16 protein-coding genes and 1 pseudogene are annotated in these 18,237 nt (G+C 38.8%); 14 read left to right on the top strand and 3 right to left on the bottom strand.

The features are described from left to right. Positions 1-124: 124 nt before the first annotated feature. From QUF78_RS27895 to QUF78_RS16550, 3 genes and pseudogenes are all read left to right on the top strand, one after another. Positions 125-463, top strand: a pseudogene (locus tag QUF78_RS27895) (GerAB/ArcD/ProY family transporter); the annotation flags it as partial. Between the two features lie 640 nt (positions 464-1,103). Further along, positions 1,104-2,297 carry a M14 family zinc carboxypeptidase gene (locus tag QUF78_RS16555; RefSeq protein ID WP_289325534.1) on the top strand — a complete coding sequence of 398 codons (1,194 nt, stop codon included), beginning with the start codon at positions 1,104-1,106 and terminating at the stop codon, positions 2,295-2,297. A 315-nt stretch (positions 2,298-2,612) separates the two neighbouring features. Beyond that, positions 2,613-3,677, top strand: a complete 1,065-nt coding sequence (locus QUF78_RS16550) for a M14 family zinc carboxypeptidase (protein WP_289325533.1) — start codon at positions 2,613-2,615, stop codon at positions 3,675-3,677. Between the two features lie 635 nt (positions 3,678-4,312). On the opposite strand, the gene speB is transcribed toward QUF78_RS16550, so the two are convergent. Continuing rightward, positions 4,313-5,281 (bottom strand): agmatinase, encoded by a 969-nt coding sequence (gene speB / locus QUF78_RS16545; RefSeq protein WP_289325532.1) that lies wholly within the window; start codon positions 5,279-5,281, stop codon positions 4,313-4,315. Positions 5,282-5,682: 401 nt separating this feature from the next. On the opposite strand from speB, the gene QUF78_RS16540 reads away from it, so the two are divergent. Further along, positions 5,683-7,029, top strand: a complete 1,347-nt coding sequence (locus QUF78_RS16540) for an APC family permease (RefSeq protein ID WP_289325531.1) — start codon at positions 5,683-5,685, stop codon at positions 7,027-7,029. 294 nt (positions 7,030-7,323) lie between these two features. Here the strand turns inward: QUF78_RS16540 and QUF78_RS16535 are convergent, their stop codons facing one another. Then, complete coding sequence (locus QUF78_RS16535) at positions 7,324-8,178, bottom strand: MurR/RpiR family transcriptional regulator (protein WP_289327338.1); 855 nt, start codon at positions 8,176-8,178, stop codon at positions 7,324-7,326. Positions 8,179-8,395: 217 nt separating this feature from the next. On the opposite strand from QUF78_RS16535, the gene QUF78_RS16530 reads away from it, so the two are divergent. The 7 genes from QUF78_RS16530 (at position 8,396) to QUF78_RS16500 (ending at position 13,851) form a co-directional block, all read left to right on the top strand. Further along, positions 8,396-8,806 carry a PTS sugar transporter subunit IIA gene (locus tag QUF78_RS16530; RefSeq protein ID WP_289325530.1) on the top strand — a complete coding sequence of 137 codons (411 nt, stop codon included), beginning with the start codon at positions 8,396-8,398 and terminating at the stop codon, positions 8,804-8,806. Next, positions 8,806-9,276: a PTS sugar transporter subunit IIB gene (locus tag QUF78_RS16525; RefSeq protein ID WP_289325529.1), complete on the top strand. Its 471-nt coding sequence runs from the start codon at positions 8,806-8,808 to the stop codon at positions 9,274-9,276. Before QUF78_RS16530 ends, QUF78_RS16525 begins: the two co-directional genes overlap by 1 nt. Positions 9,277-9,315: 39 nt before the next feature. Then, positions 9,316-10,902, top strand: a complete 1,587-nt coding sequence (locus QUF78_RS16520) for a PTS system mannose/fructose/sorbose family transporter subunit IID (protein WP_289325528.1) — start codon at positions 9,316-9,318, stop codon at positions 10,900-10,902. Between the two features lie 9 nt (positions 10,903-10,911). Next, positions 10,912-11,613, top strand: a complete 702-nt coding sequence (locus QUF78_RS16515; RefSeq protein WP_289325527.1) for an N-acetylmannosamine-6-phosphate 2-epimerase — start codon at positions 10,912-10,914, stop codon at positions 11,611-11,613. Between the two features lie 369 nt (positions 11,614-11,982). Then, a complete protein-coding gene (locus QUF78_RS16510; protein WP_289325526.1) occupies positions 11,983-13,260 on the top strand; it encodes a Glu/Leu/Phe/Val family dehydrogenase in 1,278 nt (425 codons plus the stop codon). Positions 13,261-13,294: 34 nt separating this feature from the next. After that, a complete protein-coding gene (locus QUF78_RS16505; protein WP_289315921.1) occupies positions 13,295-13,585 on the top strand; it encodes an SAV0927 family protein in 291 nt (96 codons plus the stop codon). Between the two features lie 17 nt (positions 13,586-13,602). Further along, positions 13,603-13,851 (top strand): biotin/lipoyl attachment domain-containing protein, encoded by a 249-nt coding sequence (locus tag QUF78_RS16500; protein WP_289315922.1) that lies wholly within the window; start codon positions 13,603-13,605, stop codon positions 13,849-13,851. Positions 13,852-13,923: 72 nt separating this feature from the next. Here QUF78_RS16500 and QUF78_RS16495 read toward each other — a convergent pair whose 3' ends face one another. Then, positions 13,924-14,664 carry an IclR family transcriptional regulator gene (locus QUF78_RS16495; RefSeq protein ID WP_289325525.1) on the bottom strand — a complete coding sequence of 247 codons (741 nt, stop codon included), beginning with the start codon at positions 14,662-14,664 and terminating at the stop codon, positions 13,924-13,926. A 176-nt stretch (positions 14,665-14,840) separates the two neighbouring features. On the opposite strand from QUF78_RS16495, the gene QUF78_RS16490 reads away from it, so the two are divergent. The 3 genes from QUF78_RS16490 to QUF78_RS16480 all read left to right on the top strand — a co-directional run bounded on the left by QUF78_RS16490 (position 14,841) and on the right by QUF78_RS16480 (position 18,172). After that, positions 14,841-15,698, top strand: coding sequence for a dimethylarginine dimethylaminohydrolase family protein (locus QUF78_RS16490; protein ID WP_289327337.1), 858 nt, complete (start codon positions 14,841-14,843; stop codon positions 15,696-15,698). A 15-nt stretch (positions 15,699-15,713) separates the two neighbouring features. After that, on the top strand, positions 15,714-16,478 hold the full coding sequence (locus QUF78_RS16485) for a dimethylarginine dimethylaminohydrolase family protein (protein ID WP_483313889.1): 765 nt from the start codon (positions 15,714-15,716) through the stop codon (positions 16,476-16,478). A gap of 77 nt (positions 16,479-16,555) precedes the next feature. Continuing rightward, positions 16,556-18,172 (top strand): M20/M25/M40 family metallo-hydrolase, encoded by a 1,617-nt coding sequence (locus tag QUF78_RS16480; protein WP_289325523.1) that lies wholly within the window; start codon positions 16,556-16,558, stop codon positions 18,170-18,172. The last annotated feature ends 65 nt before the right edge of the window (positions 18,173-18,237 follow it).

Raw genomic sequence — 18,237 nt, 5'->3', positions numbered from 1 at the left:
GAAACAATTAATGATCATTACAATAATTTTTTTAACATGCTTTTGATTAGAGGGGGTTAGCATTGAAATCTCGAGTTCCTATCCCAGTGAGGAAGTTAACTAACCTACCCTATCCTATCCTTTTTATAAACTGGGGATGAGGATTGGCATTGGTAATTTTTTTGAAAGGGTCGAGGTCATTGTGGCCTTCATTTGGATTTTTACAGAATATTTTAAGTTGACCATATGCTATGGACTCGCCTTAGGATTAGTTCAATTGCTAGGTCTGCAAAATTACAAAATCCTTCTTTTCCCATTAGCTTTTCTAATTCTCACTTTTACAATCTTTTCGCATCCCGATATAGTGCATTATCAAAACTTTATGTCTATAGCCTGGACACCTTTTTCCTTAACCAGTTGTTTTTTTATGCCGTTATTATTATTAATAGTTGGAAAAATAAGAAAAAAATTAGAGAAGCCCTAATGTAAAGATAGGTAGTTTTGACGGTTCCCAGTAGCTTAAGGTGTATTATTGGATGTCCCAGTGGATGCCGATGCTAGGTATACCCGAAGCTCAAACAGTAAACGAATCGAAACAGGTCAACAAATTTATTGCCATGTAAAGGAACTACGATGAATTAACTGTGATGTTATAGTAGTACAAATTATCAATTCGACTATTACAAGCCAATATCAGCAACAATTCGTGATACACATGTCGCGGATTTTTTGACGTTGGAAAATTGGGCTTCTTTCATAAAAAGAGGATGTAATCACGATCTGAACAAGGGAGCGTAGCACCCATCTAATAGTTACTTGTCTAGTCCAATGTTCTTCATGCTTCATAGAATAAAACCAGTACATAGGGGGAGGGAAATTGAGTAAAAGCAGAAGGATAAAAAATGTCTGACAATCTCTTTTTTTTTTGCTGCTTTTCATCGCTTAAGATTGAATGAAAATTCGGCTGGAAGGGCATTGCGAATTTTTTCAATGGCGAACCATCCAACTATTATGTCTTGAATCATAAAAAAAGCCATATTACGACATCAAATTCCAACATATTTCTACTTTGCCAAATTGTATAATGGGACAGAAGAAAACTTTAAGGGAGTGATCGTTGTAATATGAAAAACAGAAAAATTGTTTCTACACTAGGAGTTTTCGTTTTATCTGCGAGTATCGCGGCACCGACATTGGCAGCAAAAGAAACATCCCCAGGAACACCTAGTCAACAAACTTATTCCGTTTCAGGTTTTACAGACCATGCTGAACTAGGGAAAAAGCTAGAACAAATTGCAAGTGATAGCCAAGGTAAAGTGAAAGTGGATGTAGCTGGATATTCCAATAGAAATAGAGAAATCTATAAAGCTTCCGTGGGGACAGGTGAAAAAGTAGTTTTAATTCAAAGTGAGATCCATGGAAATGAGAAGACTGGTACGGAAGCCATCTTGAATATCTTGAAGTTTTTGGGGACCAATTCTCCTGAAGCGGAGAAAATTCGCAAAGAAATTACCCTTGTCGCTTTGCCTAAAATAAATCCGGATGCTGCTGAATTAAACCGTCGGGGTAATGATATGACCTGGTCTGAGGTCGTGGAACAATTTCCACAACTGGCTGGAGCCAAACCATCTTGGAACTATTATACATATAAAAATGAATCATTTGATTATGAGTCCAAACCTGGATTCGATGTCAATCGTGACTTTAATCCTGATTTGAATTATAACCCTCAAGCTAAAGACTTCCCTGGAAAATCATCCACCCCCGGTTGGTTCATAACACCTGAATCACAAGCATCACGTGATGTTTACAAGTCTTTAATTAATCAATATGGGAAGGTGGAGATTTTTGTGGACTTGCACCACCAAGCTCCCTATTATGAAATCGATGGGACTGATGATTTAGTCACATACTCGATTTCCGGTCAATTTGTTCCGGATCCAAGAACACCTTCAGGACAAACGTATGCCAAATATGCAAAAAACTATAATTATGATTTTTCCAGACAATTAAATGTAGCGGTATACAATGCTATGAAACAACAAGGTAATTCTCCATTTGGAAATATATCCTTATATCCGCAAAACCAAAACCTTCCTGGAACGGCACTAGGAGCCTTTGCTTTAAACGGAAGTGGGACAGTACTCTTTGAAGTAAGGGGCCAAACACAATCCTTTGGCCAAAAGAAAAAAGGCATGCTTACTAAAGCAGTGGAAAGCGGGTTATATGGGATAATTGATGGTGTTACTGATGGATCTGTATATAAAATAAATCCGGAACAATACGAGTCAATTCCCCTGACGGAGGGCAGGCAATAAAAAAAATAAAATTGAGTGGGAAAAGATATTTATATTAACTTCCAGTATAGGATTGAAGTAACCAGACGGATACCCGCCTGGTTTTTCTTCATGATCGGTTTCGATGAATTTTTCACTTAAATCTTTCAGGAACAACACAGGCAGAACATTTTTTTGAGAGAATCGCCTTTGTAAATGAAGTCCTTTCAACGGTTATTGTTTAATAAATGATATTAGTTGGAAACATAGTTATTTTTCACTATTAACACAAAGTGTTAAAAATGTCAGAATATTAATAAGGTTATATTAATTGTTAAATTAATGAGGAGGGGTTTTATGAGTCTTAAGAAGAGAGTTCTAACAGTTTCATTATCTAGTTTAATGACTTTAAGCGCAGTAACAGCTGTTGCGCTACCAGTCGGAGCGGTTGGAAATGGCCCAAGTGCTGGAAATGGTCAAGTTACAACTTCAAATCTACATACATATGAAAGCTTGGTAAGTTATCTTGAAACCCAGGATGCTAAACAAGAAAGATTGGCACTGGAAGTAATCGGGGAAACGGTAAAAGGGAGAGATATTTACCTAGCTAAGTATATTTCAAATCCTAAAAACCCAACTATACTATTTTTAACTCAACAGCATGGAAATGAACAACTGACTACTGAGGGTGCACTCGAATTCATTAAACATCTAGGCACGAATAAGACTAAAGGTTTATTGGACAATGTTAATATTCTGATCATCCCTATGTTAAACGCAGATGGGGCAATGGGAGATGTTAATTTCCCTCTTGATGACTATTTAGCAAAAGGTGATCGACATCTAACCCGGGCAAATGCAAACGGGATTGACTTGAACCGTGAGCATGATAAAAAAACTGATCAAATGCAAGTCGAGGTAAAAGCTTTACACGAAAATGTATTTGCGAAATATGATATAGATTACATGATAGATTTACATCATCAAGGGACGTTAAGCGAAACGGATGGTGAACTTGTTTCAGGTTCCATTCTTTATCCTACAAACGCTAACGTAAAGCCAGAAGTGTTAGAAGCTTCAAAAAAACTGGGTGCTGTTGTATATAACTCAATTGAACCTGCTGGTTGGGGCCATATTGGTAAATATGATGGCGGTTCAGGAGAAAATATAGGTCGTAACGGTGCAGCTGTTCGTTATGATATTGCCACTCTGTTATTTGAGATGCGAGGTATGTCTGACCACAATGTGGAGTCAGTAGCACTTGGACAAAAAAGTAATGGTTATCTAATAAAGCAAACGGTAACCACTTTGGATGCAGCTGTGAGAGCTCTTGCCGATGATTCTATTGAAACTGTTGATGCAGGCTTTTGGGACACCCTGCCAACACAATCCAATCGTCCTGGGGCAGAATCAGACGAATAAACTAACGGCATGTAAGACTGTAGACAAACTTGAAGAAAAGCGAGTTTGCCTGCAGTTTTTTTATTTGAAATACGTTCCAGTTGTTTTCAGAAATCCGCTTCCTTTTCGCAAGCCCCCTCGCCGCAGCATCTTTGGTGTCTCGGCAGTCAGTTATTAAGCAGGAGTGTCGCAAATTTCTTCAATCTAGAAAGGTTTCATCCCATTTAAAACAGTAAAAATCATGGAGTATAACCAAGTCATGCATTAAAACCATATCATTCCCTCTTTAAAATCTCTGAAAGGGATAGAGGTCATTCGAACACCATTGTGTCGAAAAAACATCCCATTCTTACAAATGGGATGTTTTTGTGGTCTTTACCTTATGAAATCGGAAACAGGATGAGATACGCATTATCCGACCTGAAGTAAACTTGGATTTTCTAGAAGCCTAACTTTTTAATCAGTTGATATGACATTATTTACAGTGAATATAGCAGGATTATATAAAAAGATGACATTGAAAAAAAGCATCCGCTTTCACCCAAGCAGATGCTTTTTGAATTTTAGGGATTTTTTATTTTGTACTTAGCTCGGTAAATGTGTAACGATAACAGTTCGACCTGGATGGCCATTCTTTAGAAGTTGGAGTTTTCATCCTATAAACTATTTTGGGTTAAATTCTCCTTTTTTTGTTCTTCTTTTAATTGTAAGGCTACTAAACTGGCAAAGTCATGAATGATGGTGGCTGCCAACAGTGATGTGATTTGTGTTGGATCATATGGTGGGAGGACTTCCACCAGGTCGAATCCAATAAAATTGAATCCTTGCAGAGAACGTACCATCTGTAGGGTTTCAAAGCTATTTAGACCGCCAACCTCCAAAGTGCCAGTACCAGGAGCACAGGATGGATCAACAAAATCAATATCAAAGCTCAAGAAACATGGTGTATCCCCAATGGTTTTCTTGACTTCCTTCACGACATCTTCGATTCCTCTTTCCTTCAGCTGGGGCGTAGTTATCACATTGTAGCCTAGATCGGTACTGGAATCTATATCTCCTGGATGATTGAGCGTACCTCTGATCCCAATCTGGAAAACTTTATCCGTTTGGAGCAAACCTTCCTCATATGCACGGATAAACGGGGAACCATGCCAATATTTCTCATCATAATAAGTATCCCAGGTATCTGTATGTGAATCAAAATGGAGAAGTGCAACTGGCCCGTGTATTTTTGCGGCAGCTCTTAGATTAGCCAATGTTACTGAATGATCTCCTCCGATGCCTATTGGAATGATCCCATTTTTCATTAAGTCTGCCATAGCCTTTTCGATTAACTCATAGCTTCGGTGTATATTATGGGGGATCACTGAAACATCCCCAATATCAATGGCATTACATTCGTCAAAAGGGAACACCTTTTGAATGGGATGATAAGGAAACAAGGTCATGGATGCCTGGCGGACTGCCTGTGGTGCAAACCGGGCTCCTACCCTGAAGGAAGCAGCAGTATCAAAAGGCAAACCTACCACTGCCAATCTGGCATTTTCTCTTGAAGAAGGTAAGCGCATAAATGATCCGGTCGTACAGAACTCTGGTTTAACATCAGGGGATAAAGGATATTTCATTTTTGTATTCCTCCATTTTCTTATAACTTTAATAGTTTTTAAACTCTTATAGGTATTTATGCAATTACCATGCCAAGTCACAGGTAGTGATTTCTTGCGGTTTCTAACCAGGTATCATGTGCTTGGAATATGCAAGGGCGAATAATTTATGGGAATATGAATCGCCAATTTAAAGATGCTGAACAACTTAATTCCTATGAATCAATCCAATGCAGTCAAGAATACGGGAAATTAAGTGCATTTCCCGCATATTTCATTTATCGAAGTAAACCATTATCATTTGGCACAAAACTTGCATTAAGGTATACAGTTGAAATTATTTTAAGAGGGAGGTATTGAAATTTATCTATTTAAGAATATTGATCCTACTATTTGAAAGCGGTTGCAAGGAGGAATGATAGGTGGAAAATGAGGTTACATTGAAAAGAACGCTGAAATTATGGCAAATTGTTATGATGGGGTTAGCTTATATGACACCCATGGTCGTATTTGATACATTTGGTATTGTATCTGGGATTACGGACGGCCATGTGCCGACTGCTTATATCGTGGCATTGGTGGGGATGCTTTTTACAGCCGCTAGCTATGGAAAACTTGTAAAGGTTTTTCCTGCTGCAGGTTCTGCCTACACTTATACGCAAAAGGCCATTAATCGGCATTTAGGATTCCTGGTAGGATGGTCTTCGTTGTTAGATTATCTATTTTTACCTATGGTAAATGCATTGTTGACCAAAATTTATCTCACAGCATTATTTCCAGGAGTCCCAACATGGGTATGGGTAGTATCTTTCGTAGCAATCGTCACCATTCTCAATCTCCGGAGCGTCAATGTACTTGCTAACTTTAATGCGCTATTTGTTTTAATTCAGATTGCCATCATGGCAGTGTTCATCATTCTTGTTGTCAAAGGTTTGCACAATGGGGAAGGTACGGGTGAAGTGTTTACAATAAAGCCTTTCGTAAATGGGGGAATGGACTATTCGGCAATAATAACCGGAGCCACGATTCTTTGTTTTTCCTTTTTGGGTTTTGATGCGGTGACGACACTATCCGAAGAAACGCCAGATCCGAAAAAAACGATTCCAAAAGCGATATTTTTAACTGCACTTTGGGGTGGAATCATCTTCATTACCTCTTCTTTCTTCATTCAGCTCTTTTTTCCGGATATATCCCGTTTTAAGGAACCGGATGCTGCGTTACCGGAAATCGCCCTATATGTAGGCGGAAAGCTATTTCAATCCATTTTTCTGTGTACGACTCTCGTCAATACGCTAGCATCGGGACTGGCATCGCATGCCAGTGTATCCCGGCTTTTGTATGTTATGGGCCGTGATAAAGTGTTTCCGGAAAAATGGTTTGGATTCATTCACCCTAAGTGGAAAACGCCAGCCATTAATGTACTCATAGTTGGGGTCATTTCATTGTCCGCTTTATTCTTTGATTTAGTGACAGCCACATCACTGATCAACTTTGGTGCATTAATGGCCTTTACCTTTGTAAATCTGTCAGTGATCAGCCATTTTATCATTCGTGAAAAGAAGCATCGAACTATAAAGGGATGTATCCAATACTTAATTATGCCTTTAATCGGAGCTATAGCAATTGGCATTCTCTGGATCAATCTAGAGACAAGTTCACTAATAATGGGAACAGGCTGGTTTATTATTGGGTTTTGTTATCTATTATATATCACAAAGGCATTCCGAAAAGCTCCTCCCCAATATCAAGTTGAAGAAATTCAGCTATAAGACTTTGCAAGGAAAAACGCATTCTAAAAAGGATGCGTTTTTTTATTATCATTTTTTATATATGCAATCCTGAAATGCTTATGAATTAATATATATGTCTGGAAGAGTGTAACTGATATAGCAAAAGTGTTCAAAGTTGAAACCAATATTAATAGGGTGATAGATAAGAATAATGTGCATGACTAAATATTTTTGATTACATGACTATATAAAATTAGCATGCAAGTATGATGAGTTTGTTTAGGATGGTTTACGACTCTTAACGAAATGTAGTAAAACACATCCTTAAACAGGCTATCTTCTTAGACGTAGAATTTCTTCACGTGCTTTTTGATAATTATCTATGGTTTGTTTATCAATTCGATGAAAAACACTTAAGTAAAGAGCATCAACCATGTTAAGTTGCATGATTCTAGATGCTATACTACCGATTCGGTGATCATGTTCGATGTCAGGAAAACAAAGTTGTATACTTGCTATTTTCAATAAAGGAGACTTTGTATAAGCGGTTATTGCCAATACTGGTACGTTAATCTTTTTTGCATATGTAGCCATCTCCAATACATCTTTTGTTTTGCCAGATGTGGAAAAAAGAACTAATGCATCTTCTGAAGTGAAATTGGAAATATAGGAAATCACTGTATGAAAGTCAGTGTTCATTCCTGTAGTAACGCCAAGTTTAGCGAATTTATTACTGGCATCCAATGCAGCAGTAGAGGAGCCCCCGACACCAAAAAATGCAATTTTCTTTGCTTGGCTTAAGCATTCTACTGCTTTTTCAAACTCTTTTTTGTTCAGAGTTTGTCCTAAAGATTCTAAAGCAAATTTATTGCTCATAGTTACTTTTTGGAAAAGTTGATAGGGAGTATCATTTTCACGTAGTAAAGAAAAATCATTAATGTTGGCATTATTTGAACTCATTTCTTTTACTAATGTATGTTGAAAGGTTTTAAAGCTGTCTATACCCATTCTTTTACAAAAACGCACAACACTAGCTTGGGAAACATTTGCGTTGATTGATATTTCAGAAATCGTGTAAGTTTGCACCAAATCTGCATGGTCCAATATATATTTGGCTACTTGCCGTTCAGCACGAGACAAGGAATCGGCTTTTTCTTTTATTTTTTGTAATAAAGTTAAGCTCATAATATGTCCCCTTCATTAAATATTTTATTAAATGATGTAAACTCCCTATTGTTTCATTTATATCATAAATGAAATGTATTTTGCACATAATGCAAAAAAAAATGCCATAAATGAAATTTTATTTCTTGTTTTATTAATAAAACCTTGATTTTTTAATTCTTTTTTCATAAGATAAGTTTATGTAAATATTCAAAAAATTCTGTTATAAGGAGGGGGTAGTTTGAATCGGGCCATTTTACTTGTAAGTCATGGGAATTTAGCTTCGACTATGAAAGACTGTGTAGAGCTTATAGCAGGGAAACAGAAGCAACTCTTTGCATTGAGCATGGATGACCAAGTAACGTTAGATTCATTTTCAAGAGAACTAGAAACGGCAGTCAATCAATTGTTGGATCAGTACAAAGAAATAATCATTCTGGCAGATATTAAAGGGGGGACCCCATGTAATGCAGCTACACTTCAAGTGTTAAAAGGTAGCCGGGTACAAGTAATCGCTGGTTTCCATTTAGGTTTAGTTATTGAATCTTGCCTTTCACCTGTAAGTCCCAAAGAGCTTATAGCTAATACCTCTATGAGCATTAGCTATATAAACTCTACAGTTAACCCCATAAATATTAAGGAGGAATTGTAATGAGTATCGTTGTTACCCGTATCGATGAACGGCTCATACATGGGCAAGTTGCTTATTCATGGAGTGTTGCTTATCAAGTCACAGAATTTATTGTAATTGATGATGGCGTTGCAACCGACCCTACACAACTTTTGTTACTTAGCTTGGCAGTACCTTCGGGGAAAAGACATGCTATCCTTTCTGTCGAAGATGCAGTGAAATATCTAGTTGAGCGGTCTGATCAGGAAAAAACGTTTATCGTAGTAAAAAGTCCTCGAGTCCTTTTATCTCTCATTGAAAAAGGTATCATTCTGCCTTCTATAAATGTAGGTGGCATGTACTATAAAGAAGGAAAACAGGAAATAAGTAAAACAGTCTATTTGGATGAAGAAGATAAATCTGTTTTTCTCAAGATTAGAGATCACGGAATCCCTTGTGAAATCAGAACCTCTCCTAATGATAAATCCATTGATTTATTTAGCAAGATTTAATGGTCGAAAAGATAGTCAGTGTAAAAAGGGGGAGGAAAAGTGGAAATTGAGTTAATATCAGCGATTTTGTTAAGTGTTTTTGTTGCAATTCTCATGACCGAAAATTATGGGTATGGATATTGGATGATTAGCCGTCCCATTTTTGCTGGACCATTATTAGGACTAATAATGGGAGACCTACAAACGGGATTGATTGTAGGGGCCAGTGTGGAATTGATGTTTATGGGGGTCTTACCGATTGGAGGTAGCGTGCCTCCTAATGCACAAATTGCTGGTCTAATAGGGACCATTTTCGCGATTAGTGCCGGGGGTAAGCCTGAGGTTGGAATTGCACTGGCATTACCAATCGGTATTTTAGCACAATTTTTAATCATGCTAGCTTGGAACTTTAATATTTATCTAGTGCATCGGGCAGACAATGCTTTACAAGAGCTTAATCTAAAAAGGGCAGAACGGCTACACCTTTCTGGAATAATCGTTTTTTTTACAGTTATGTTCATTCCAACTTTTTTAGCCATTTATTTTGGCAGTGAATTTGTAAATAATCTGGTAGACTCTATGCCTTCATGGTTTATGGAAGGATTAAAGATTACAGCAGGAATTCTACCTGCAATTGGAATGGCCATGCTTCTGAAAATGATGAACCTCAAGAAGTTTTGGTCATTTTTCCTAATTGGATTTGTTCTGGCAGTCTACTTGGACCTGAATGTACTTTCGATAGCCTTGTTGGGTCTTGGAATCGCGATCAGCATTTCAGCAGTGGGAACGAAAGGAAATGATAGTGGAATTTCCCGTGATTCCTCCCGACAGAGTGCAGCTAAAACGACGATTCTGACAAGGAAAGATTTAATGAAAACATTCTTGCGTTCTTTCTTCAGCATGACCTCTATAAATTATGAGCGTTATGGCAGTTTAGGGTTCTGTTATGCGATATTGCCGGCACTCAAAAAACTCTATCCAAATAATCAGGATTTAAAAGAATCGGTTGTTCGTCATAATGAGTTTTTTAACTGCCATCCGTATACTTCCAATGCCATCATTGGTGTTACTCTTGCACTTGAAGAACAACGAGCGCAAGGAAATCCCATCACCTCAGAAACAATTTCTTCTACGAAAGCCGCATTGATGGGACCACTCTCTGGAATTGGTGATTCTGTGTTTAAAGCAACTTTTATGACCATTTTTGCAGCAATTGGCGCTGGTTTGGCGTTGGATGGAAATTCACTTGGACCCATTATATTTATTGTACCAAACGTCTTGCTCAATATTTTTTCTCGTTACTACGGTATTGTCTATGGGTACCAGTTTGGGATATGCCTAATCCTTAAAATGAAAGACTCTGATGTACTAAATAAGTTTGTTCAGGGAGCTACCATTGTAGGATTAATGGTAACAGGATCAATGGTAGTGAATTTTGTTAAAGTGGGCGTGGCTGCTAAATGGAACTTTGGTGGAAAAGAAATAAATTTGCAAGAACTTCTTGATTCAATTTTACCTGGGCTTTTGCCCCTCCTCTTAACACTTGGTTTCTTATGGGCATTACTTAAATATCAAAAGGCTATCTACTGGTTAATCTTCCTTTGCTTTATTGTAGGATTAGCTGGTAAATTCTTAGGAGTTCTTTAGGTGGTAATTATGGATAAAAAAAACGTATTGGAATCTATTAAGAATGGATTGATAGTGTCGTGCCAGGCTAGAAGGGGATGGCCGATGTATGGGGCGGATATCATGGGCGCATTAAGCAAGGCTGCAGAAAAAGGAGGCGCAGTTGGTATTAGGGCTACCGGGCCTGAAAATATTAAAGCGATTAAAAAGGTAACAAAATTACCTGTATTAGGTATTCACAAGCAATGGATTGAAGAATGTGAAGTATATATTACTCCTACCTATGAAAGTGCAATAAGCATTATTGAGGCTGGAGCGTCCATCGTAGCTTTAGATGGGACTCAACGAAAGCGCCCTCATGGAGAAACGGTAGAAAGAATCATAGGAAAAATCCATAGTGAGCATCCAAATATTTTAGTGATGGCAGATTGTGCGACTTTTGAAGAGGGACTAATCGCAGAAAAATTCGGTGCTGATATAATATCAACCACATTGTGTGGGTATACAGAGGAAACAAAATACGTAAAAGAAGTTGATTATGACCTTATTCGAAAACTCTCTTCTGCCTTAAAAATCCCAATCATCGCTGAAGGGCATATTCATACTAAAGATCATGCTAGAAAAGCTATTGAAAGTGGCGCTTTTGCAGTCGTAGTAGGAACGGCCATTACTCGCCCGGAAATTATCACAAAAAGGTTTGTAGATGAGTTAAACCTGTTGGCTGAAAAATAGAAGTTTCAATATATATTTTGAGTATTTTTCTTTTAAATTTAACAGTCGGTTCCTTGGACTGACTGCCGTTGATTAGACTTGTACCATCATCTGGCATCTGCTACAGATCAAAGCTTTCTTTTTCAGGATAAACAAAAAAAAGAGCACTCAATGAATGTTTTTACATTTATCGGGTGCTCTTTTTTTGTATGTAATCATCATTTTTACGTATGCAAACCTGAATTGCCTATGAATTAATACATATGTGTCTGGATGATTGCTGGTGCCGATGATGATTGCAAATGGCGGTATATGACTATCGACACTATGTTTTCAAAGCTGGCATGAAAGTTGCTTAATACTTTATAAGAATAAAAGAGAGGTGCTAAAATGACAGGGAAAATTAAGGTAATTGAAAAACGGCAATTGGATAACCCGCTGCAAGAATTCCAGGACATCTTAAAAGAAGCCATTCATGTTTTGGGCTATCCAGATCTGGTTTTTGACTTTTTAAAAACGCCAATGCGTTTTTTGGAAGTCTGTATTCCTATTCAAATGGATAATGGGGAGACAAGGATGTTTCAAGGGTATCGGGCTCAACATAATGATGCAGCTGGTCCAACGAAAGGGGGGATTCGTTTTCACCCGGATGTCACACCTGAAGAAGTTAAGGCTTTGGCGGGTTGGATGAGTTTGAAATGCGGAATAACCGATCTTCCATATGGAGGGGCAAAGGGCGGCATTGTATGTGATCCAAGACAGATGAGTTCGTCTGAGCTAGAACGATTAAGCAGAGGGTATGTCAGGGCAGTCAGCCAAATAGTGGGACCTACAAAGGATATTCCCGCACCAGATATGTATACGAATTCTCAAATCATGGCCTGGATGCTAGATGAATACGATCACATAAGGGAATTCGACTCACCCGGCTTTATTACAGGAAAGCCACTGAGATTAGGGGGATCGAAAGGTCGGGAAAAGGCTACTTCTAAGGGAGTATTATATACACTTCAAATGATAAGTGATTTAAAGAGGATTCCAATTGAAGGCATGCGGGTAATCATCCAGGGATTCGGGAATGTCGGCAGTCATTTAGCGATGTATTTACATGAAATGGGGGCAAAGATAGTCGGAATAGCGGATGAACTTGGAGGATTATACGATCCGAATGGCTTAGACATTCCTTACCTTTTGGAGAACAGGGACTCTTTTGGTGTCGTATCGAATTTATACAAAGATTCATTATCCAATCAAGAATTATTGGAAAAAGAGTGTGATGTGCTAATTCCTGCAGCTATTAGCGGAGTGGTAAATAAAGATAATGCAAAACGATTAAAATGTGAAATCCTGATCGAAGCAGCAAATGGGCCGACAACAAAAGAAGCGATTAAGATTCTCGATGAAAAAGGTATAGTGGTAGTCCCGGATATTTTGGCGAATTCAGGAGGGGTGATAGTCTCGTATTTTGAATGGTGCCAGAATAACCAAGGTTATTACTGGACGGAAGAGCTTGTGGATGAACGATTGAAGGAAAAAATAACAGCCAGCTTTTTGAATGTCTACCATACTTCCCAAAAATATTCCGTGAACATGAAAGTAGCTGCTTATATTGAAGGGATTCACAAAATAGCAGAGGCATCCCGGCTTCGAGGTTGGGTCAGGTTCTGAACGAATTAGTGCTTACAAGAAAGGGGGCAATCCGTTGAATTTTGATATTCTTTCGGAAAATAAAGAAAACCAGGCTATTCATCATTATTGCTTATTGTCACAAGATTATAGATATGATGTGACCATTGTTTATTCGGCCCAGTTTTTCGGTAAAGCAATGGTGACTTCCATTCAAAGCGGAAGAATGATTCTGCTGTGTGCCAATGATATTAATTTAGATCAGTACTGGGCTCCAACCCTGGGCATTGAACAAGAAGATATACCTGAGTTCCAAAACTTTCTCGATTTAGTCTTACAATCACCATTTCATTTTGAAGAATACTGAAGGAAGGAATGATGTAAATGTACGTTGATGTGATTCTTAGTCCATGTGATGGCAGGGTTGAAAAAATTTCAATATCCAAAAATTCCAGATTTTACGAATGGGAACAGTTATTTCAGATTAAGAAGGAAGATGGACGTGTGGAAATCATTGATATTGGGGTCAGCGGGGAGATAGAGTCATTGGAGGTATTGGAGGGGGAACCAGTGGTGGCCGGCGAGGTCCTCGCCTATTTTAAAGAAGATTTATTCGTGACAGGCAGCGATTAATATAAAACGAAAAGAAGATGAAATGATTCATCTTCTTTTCATTTTATCCGTTAATCCGCCCTGCTCCTTTATTCATTGACCCCTATACCCCAATTTTGACGAAACCCGATTGCCGGTTTCCATCACATTCTTAATGAGGAAATCAAGTCTTTCTTCTGTCAGGTTAAAGCTGACAAAACCAATGCTCACTGCCCCGTGCACTTCCCCAAAATGGTTAAGTATCGGAACGGCTACAGAACATGTTCCTTCTGTCCTTTCGCTGTGACTGATTCCATGTCCTTTCATTTTAGTTTCTTGCAATATATCCCAAAATGCTGCTCTTTCTTTAATTGGCAAAAGAACATCTACGATTTTTTTCGCTTGATTATAGGGCATATAGGCGAGCATCACTTTATTGGCAGCTCCAATATGCATAGGTACGCGTGAACCAAGCTGGTCATAAACCCGGATTTGGCTTTTTTCACTGTCGATTCGTTCAATAACGAGTGACTCCATACCTATTGGCTGGCTAAGATAGACGCTTTCCTCCACTTTGTTCATCAGCCTTTCCAGTTCAGGCCTAATTTGACTGATGTAATCCATTTTGTCATACATACGCAAACCATATTCGAGCCAAATATTCCCTAAACCATATTGTTTAGATTGTCCGTCCTGTTGAATTAATCCATGCTTGGACATTGCTTTTAACAAACGATGCATGGAACTGACAGGAAGATCACATTCTTGAGAAAGTTCCGTAATCGACAGCCAGTTTTCCGATGAATTGGAAACTAGCACCTTTATGACGTTCATGGCACGGTCAATAGATTGCATAAACAAACCACCTATCTTTCATCACAAGTTGAATAACATGAGGATTTATTTGAATATTTAAAACATATTGACATTATAACAAAAATAATTTTATAATTAAAGAAAAATTCCTATTAGCGGAAGTGTTTTCCGTTATGCGGAAAAAGGAGGGAGAGCCAGTGACATATTGTTCGTCTATGTACAAACCATTGGAACGTGTCATTGTAAAACATCCGAGCGATGCTTTTATCAGTCAAGAGCATTTAAGCCAAGCATGGCGGAACTTTAACTTTGCGTCAGAGCCAGATTTCAAAGAAGCCCTAAAAGAGTATGGTGACTTTATTTCCATTTTGGAGAAATATGTTCCAAACATCGATTATTTGCCAGCATCTTCGGTAGTAGGGATTGACTCCTTATATGCGCATGACCCGGTAAAATTCGCAAGCGAAGGAGCCATTATTTTAAAGTCCGGGAAAGAATTAAGGCAGCCTGAGGCTAATGTATACAAGGATTTTTGTAAGGAAAAAAACATCCCGATCATTGGGTATCTAACGGGTGATGCGGTCGCGGATGGCGGTGATATCGTTTGGCTTGATGATAAGACCCTTGTTGTCGGACATGGTTATCGTACAAACGCTGAAGCCATTCGGCAATTAAAAGAAATGACCGCTCATCTAGTGGATGAATTCATCGTAGTTCAGCTTCCGCATGATCAAGGCGAGGCAGAGTGTCTCCATCTTATGTCTTTCATCAGTATGGTCGACCATGATTTAGCGGTAGTTCATTCTCGCCTAATGCCAGTCTTTTTCAGAAAATTACTTATTGAACGGGGCATTCAGCTTATCGAAGTGCCGGAAGATGAGTACTTGAACTTAGGCTGCAATGTGCTCGCCATTGCTCCTCGGGTTTGCGTAATGTCTTCTGGCAACGCTTACACAAAGCGGAAACTTCTTGATGCAGGGGCAACAGTTTATGAATACAAAGGAACTGAAATCAGTTACAAAGGCACTGGCGGTCCAACCTGTTTAACTTGCCCTGTGGTGCGTACAATATAAATGATGGGGGATTTAATTTTGTATAAACATGTAATTGTAAAAACACCAGGAAAAAGCTATGTAAATGGATTAACAACATCCGACCTTGGCACGCCAAATTATGAAAAAGTATTGCAACAGCATGCTTCTTACGTGGAAGCTTTGAAAAAATGTGGGGTGTCAGTCACACACTTGCCGGCAAGCGAGGAGTTTCCAGATTCAACATTCGTTGAAGATACCGCCGTTCTGACTCAGGAATTTGCAGTCATTACTAATCCAGGAGATGTTTCCAGAAACAGTGAAATAAAAGAAATCGAGTCGGTTCTGAAGGATTTTTATGCTAATTTTCACTATATAAACGCTCCAGGCACATTAGATGGGGGAGATGTCCTTCAAGTCGATGATCAATTTTTTATCGGTATTTCGAATCGTACAAACGAGGAAGGTGCACGCCAGTTAAAGGAAATTTTAAAATCAGAAGGGTATAAAGGGACGATTGTTCCATTAAAAGAGTTCTTCCATCTGAAAACAGGAATAGCCTACCTAGGAAATGACTTGATTGTTGCAGCAGGTGAATTCCTCGACCATCCAAATTTTGCCCAATACAAGAAAATCACGGTTTCAGCAGAAGAAGAATACTCAGCAAACTGCATCCTCGTAAATGACTATGTGATTATTCCGAAGGGATATGATGAGACGACCCGTCGATTGAATGAAGTTGGTTTTAAAACGATTGAGCTGGACATGTCGGAGTTTCAAAAGCAGGATGGTGGATTGAGCTGTTTGTCACTGCGGTTTTAAACTTCGGAGAATTTCGATAAAAGTGTTTTTTCCCACTATTACTCTAATATTAGATGAAAATCGGAAAGGGGATTTCAATGAGTCAATTACTATGGGGTACTCCGGAAACGCTTCGTGCTTTGTTATGTGAACTTGTTAGCTGGGAAAGCCGTACACTTACAATGGGGGAAAGCACGTTTCCTTATAAGTTACAAGAGAAATTAAGAGAGCTTGATTATTATAAAAGGAATCCGGCGTACTTATCGCTTCACGAAGCTGATTTAGGGAGAAATTTTGTCAATGCCTTTTATAAACATCCTGAAGCAAAGGAGACAGTTGTATTAATTAGCCATTTTGATACAGTTCATACCGAAGAATACGGTGATCTTGAGTCTCTCGCTTTTCAACCAGAGGAGCTCACGAAAAAACTTCATGATCGGAAAGATGATCTCCCGGAAGAAGCGCGCATTGATCTTGAATCGGGAAAGTACTTGTTTGGCAGGGGAACGATGGATATGAAAATGGGACTTGCCCTTCACATGGCTATCATCGAAAAGGCAAGCATTGAACAATGGCCAATCAATCTCCTGCTGTTAACGGTTCCTGATGAGGAAGTGAATTCTGCGGGAATGAGGGCTGCAGTTAAAGAACTTGTGACCTTACGTGATAAATATGACATTTCCTATAAAATGTTTTTAAATAGTGAACCATCCTTTTCACAGAAACCGGGCGATGAAAGTCATTATATTTATTCTGGAACGTTGGGAAAAATCATGCCAGCTGCTCTTTTTTATGGGAAGGAAACTCACGTGGGTGAACCATTAAAGGGGATAACTGCCAACTATATAGCCTCGTTTCTTACGCAGCTCATGGAGTGGAACACTCTTTTTCAGGAAAGTGATCTGGGCGAGGAAACACCTTTACCCGTATCGCTTCAGCAAAAAGATTTGAAACTGCAATATTCAACACAGACACCTTATCTTGCAGCCGCGCTTTATAATGTTTTCATCATGAAAAGAAGCGCTGCAGAAATTATGGATTTATTCGAGCAGGTTGCAAAGGAAGCAGCGATGAATTGCAATGAATCATATAAAGCTCTTTGCCAGCGTGAACAAATTGAAGGTGTAGGAGAAGTAAAAGTATTGCGCTACGAAAAGTTACTTTCTTATGCCGAGGGGAAATTTGGAGGCAATTTTGTTGAACGAATCAAGAGTGAAGTAAAAGGGAACATGGATTTGGATGAGCGGGAAAAGTCACTGCGAATCGCTGAAAAACTGATGATACAATGTCAGGAGCTTGCACCCGCCATTGTATTGCTGTTTGCACCGCCATATTATCCAGCCGTCAATACGTCAGATGATCCGCTTATCGTAAATTCTGTGAATTTAATCAAGGAAACTGCCAGCTTCCTTGATGAAGAAGTCAGCCAAATTCATTATTTCAATGGTATTTGCGATTTAAGCTATGTTCATTATCGTGAGGGGTCTGATGGCTGGACGGCTTTTGAAAAGAATACGCCAGTCTGGGGCGATACTTACAGCATTCCTTTTGCTGATATGCAAAGACTTCAGGCACCCGTGCTCAATGTGGGTCCGTTCGGCAAGGATGCACACCAGCGTACTGAGCGCCTTCACATTGATAGTGCCTTCGTCCATACGCCCGTTATGCTGGAGAAGTTAATAAAGAGTATGTTTAAGTGCTTGGTTGAGAAGTGATGGAGGGATCCTATCCCTTCGACTGGAAAACTGGATTAAAAGTCTAAAACTTTAACTGGGGGTAT

It is taken from the genome of Peribacillus sp. ACCC06369 (genome assembly GCF_030348945.1).
In the GTDB taxonomy this organism is placed as follows: Bacteria; Bacillota; Bacilli; order Bacillales; family DSM-1321; genus Peribacillus.
The sequence above is the reverse complement of the archived record's forward strand: the minus strand, read 5'-3'. Positions and strand labels throughout refer to the sequence as shown.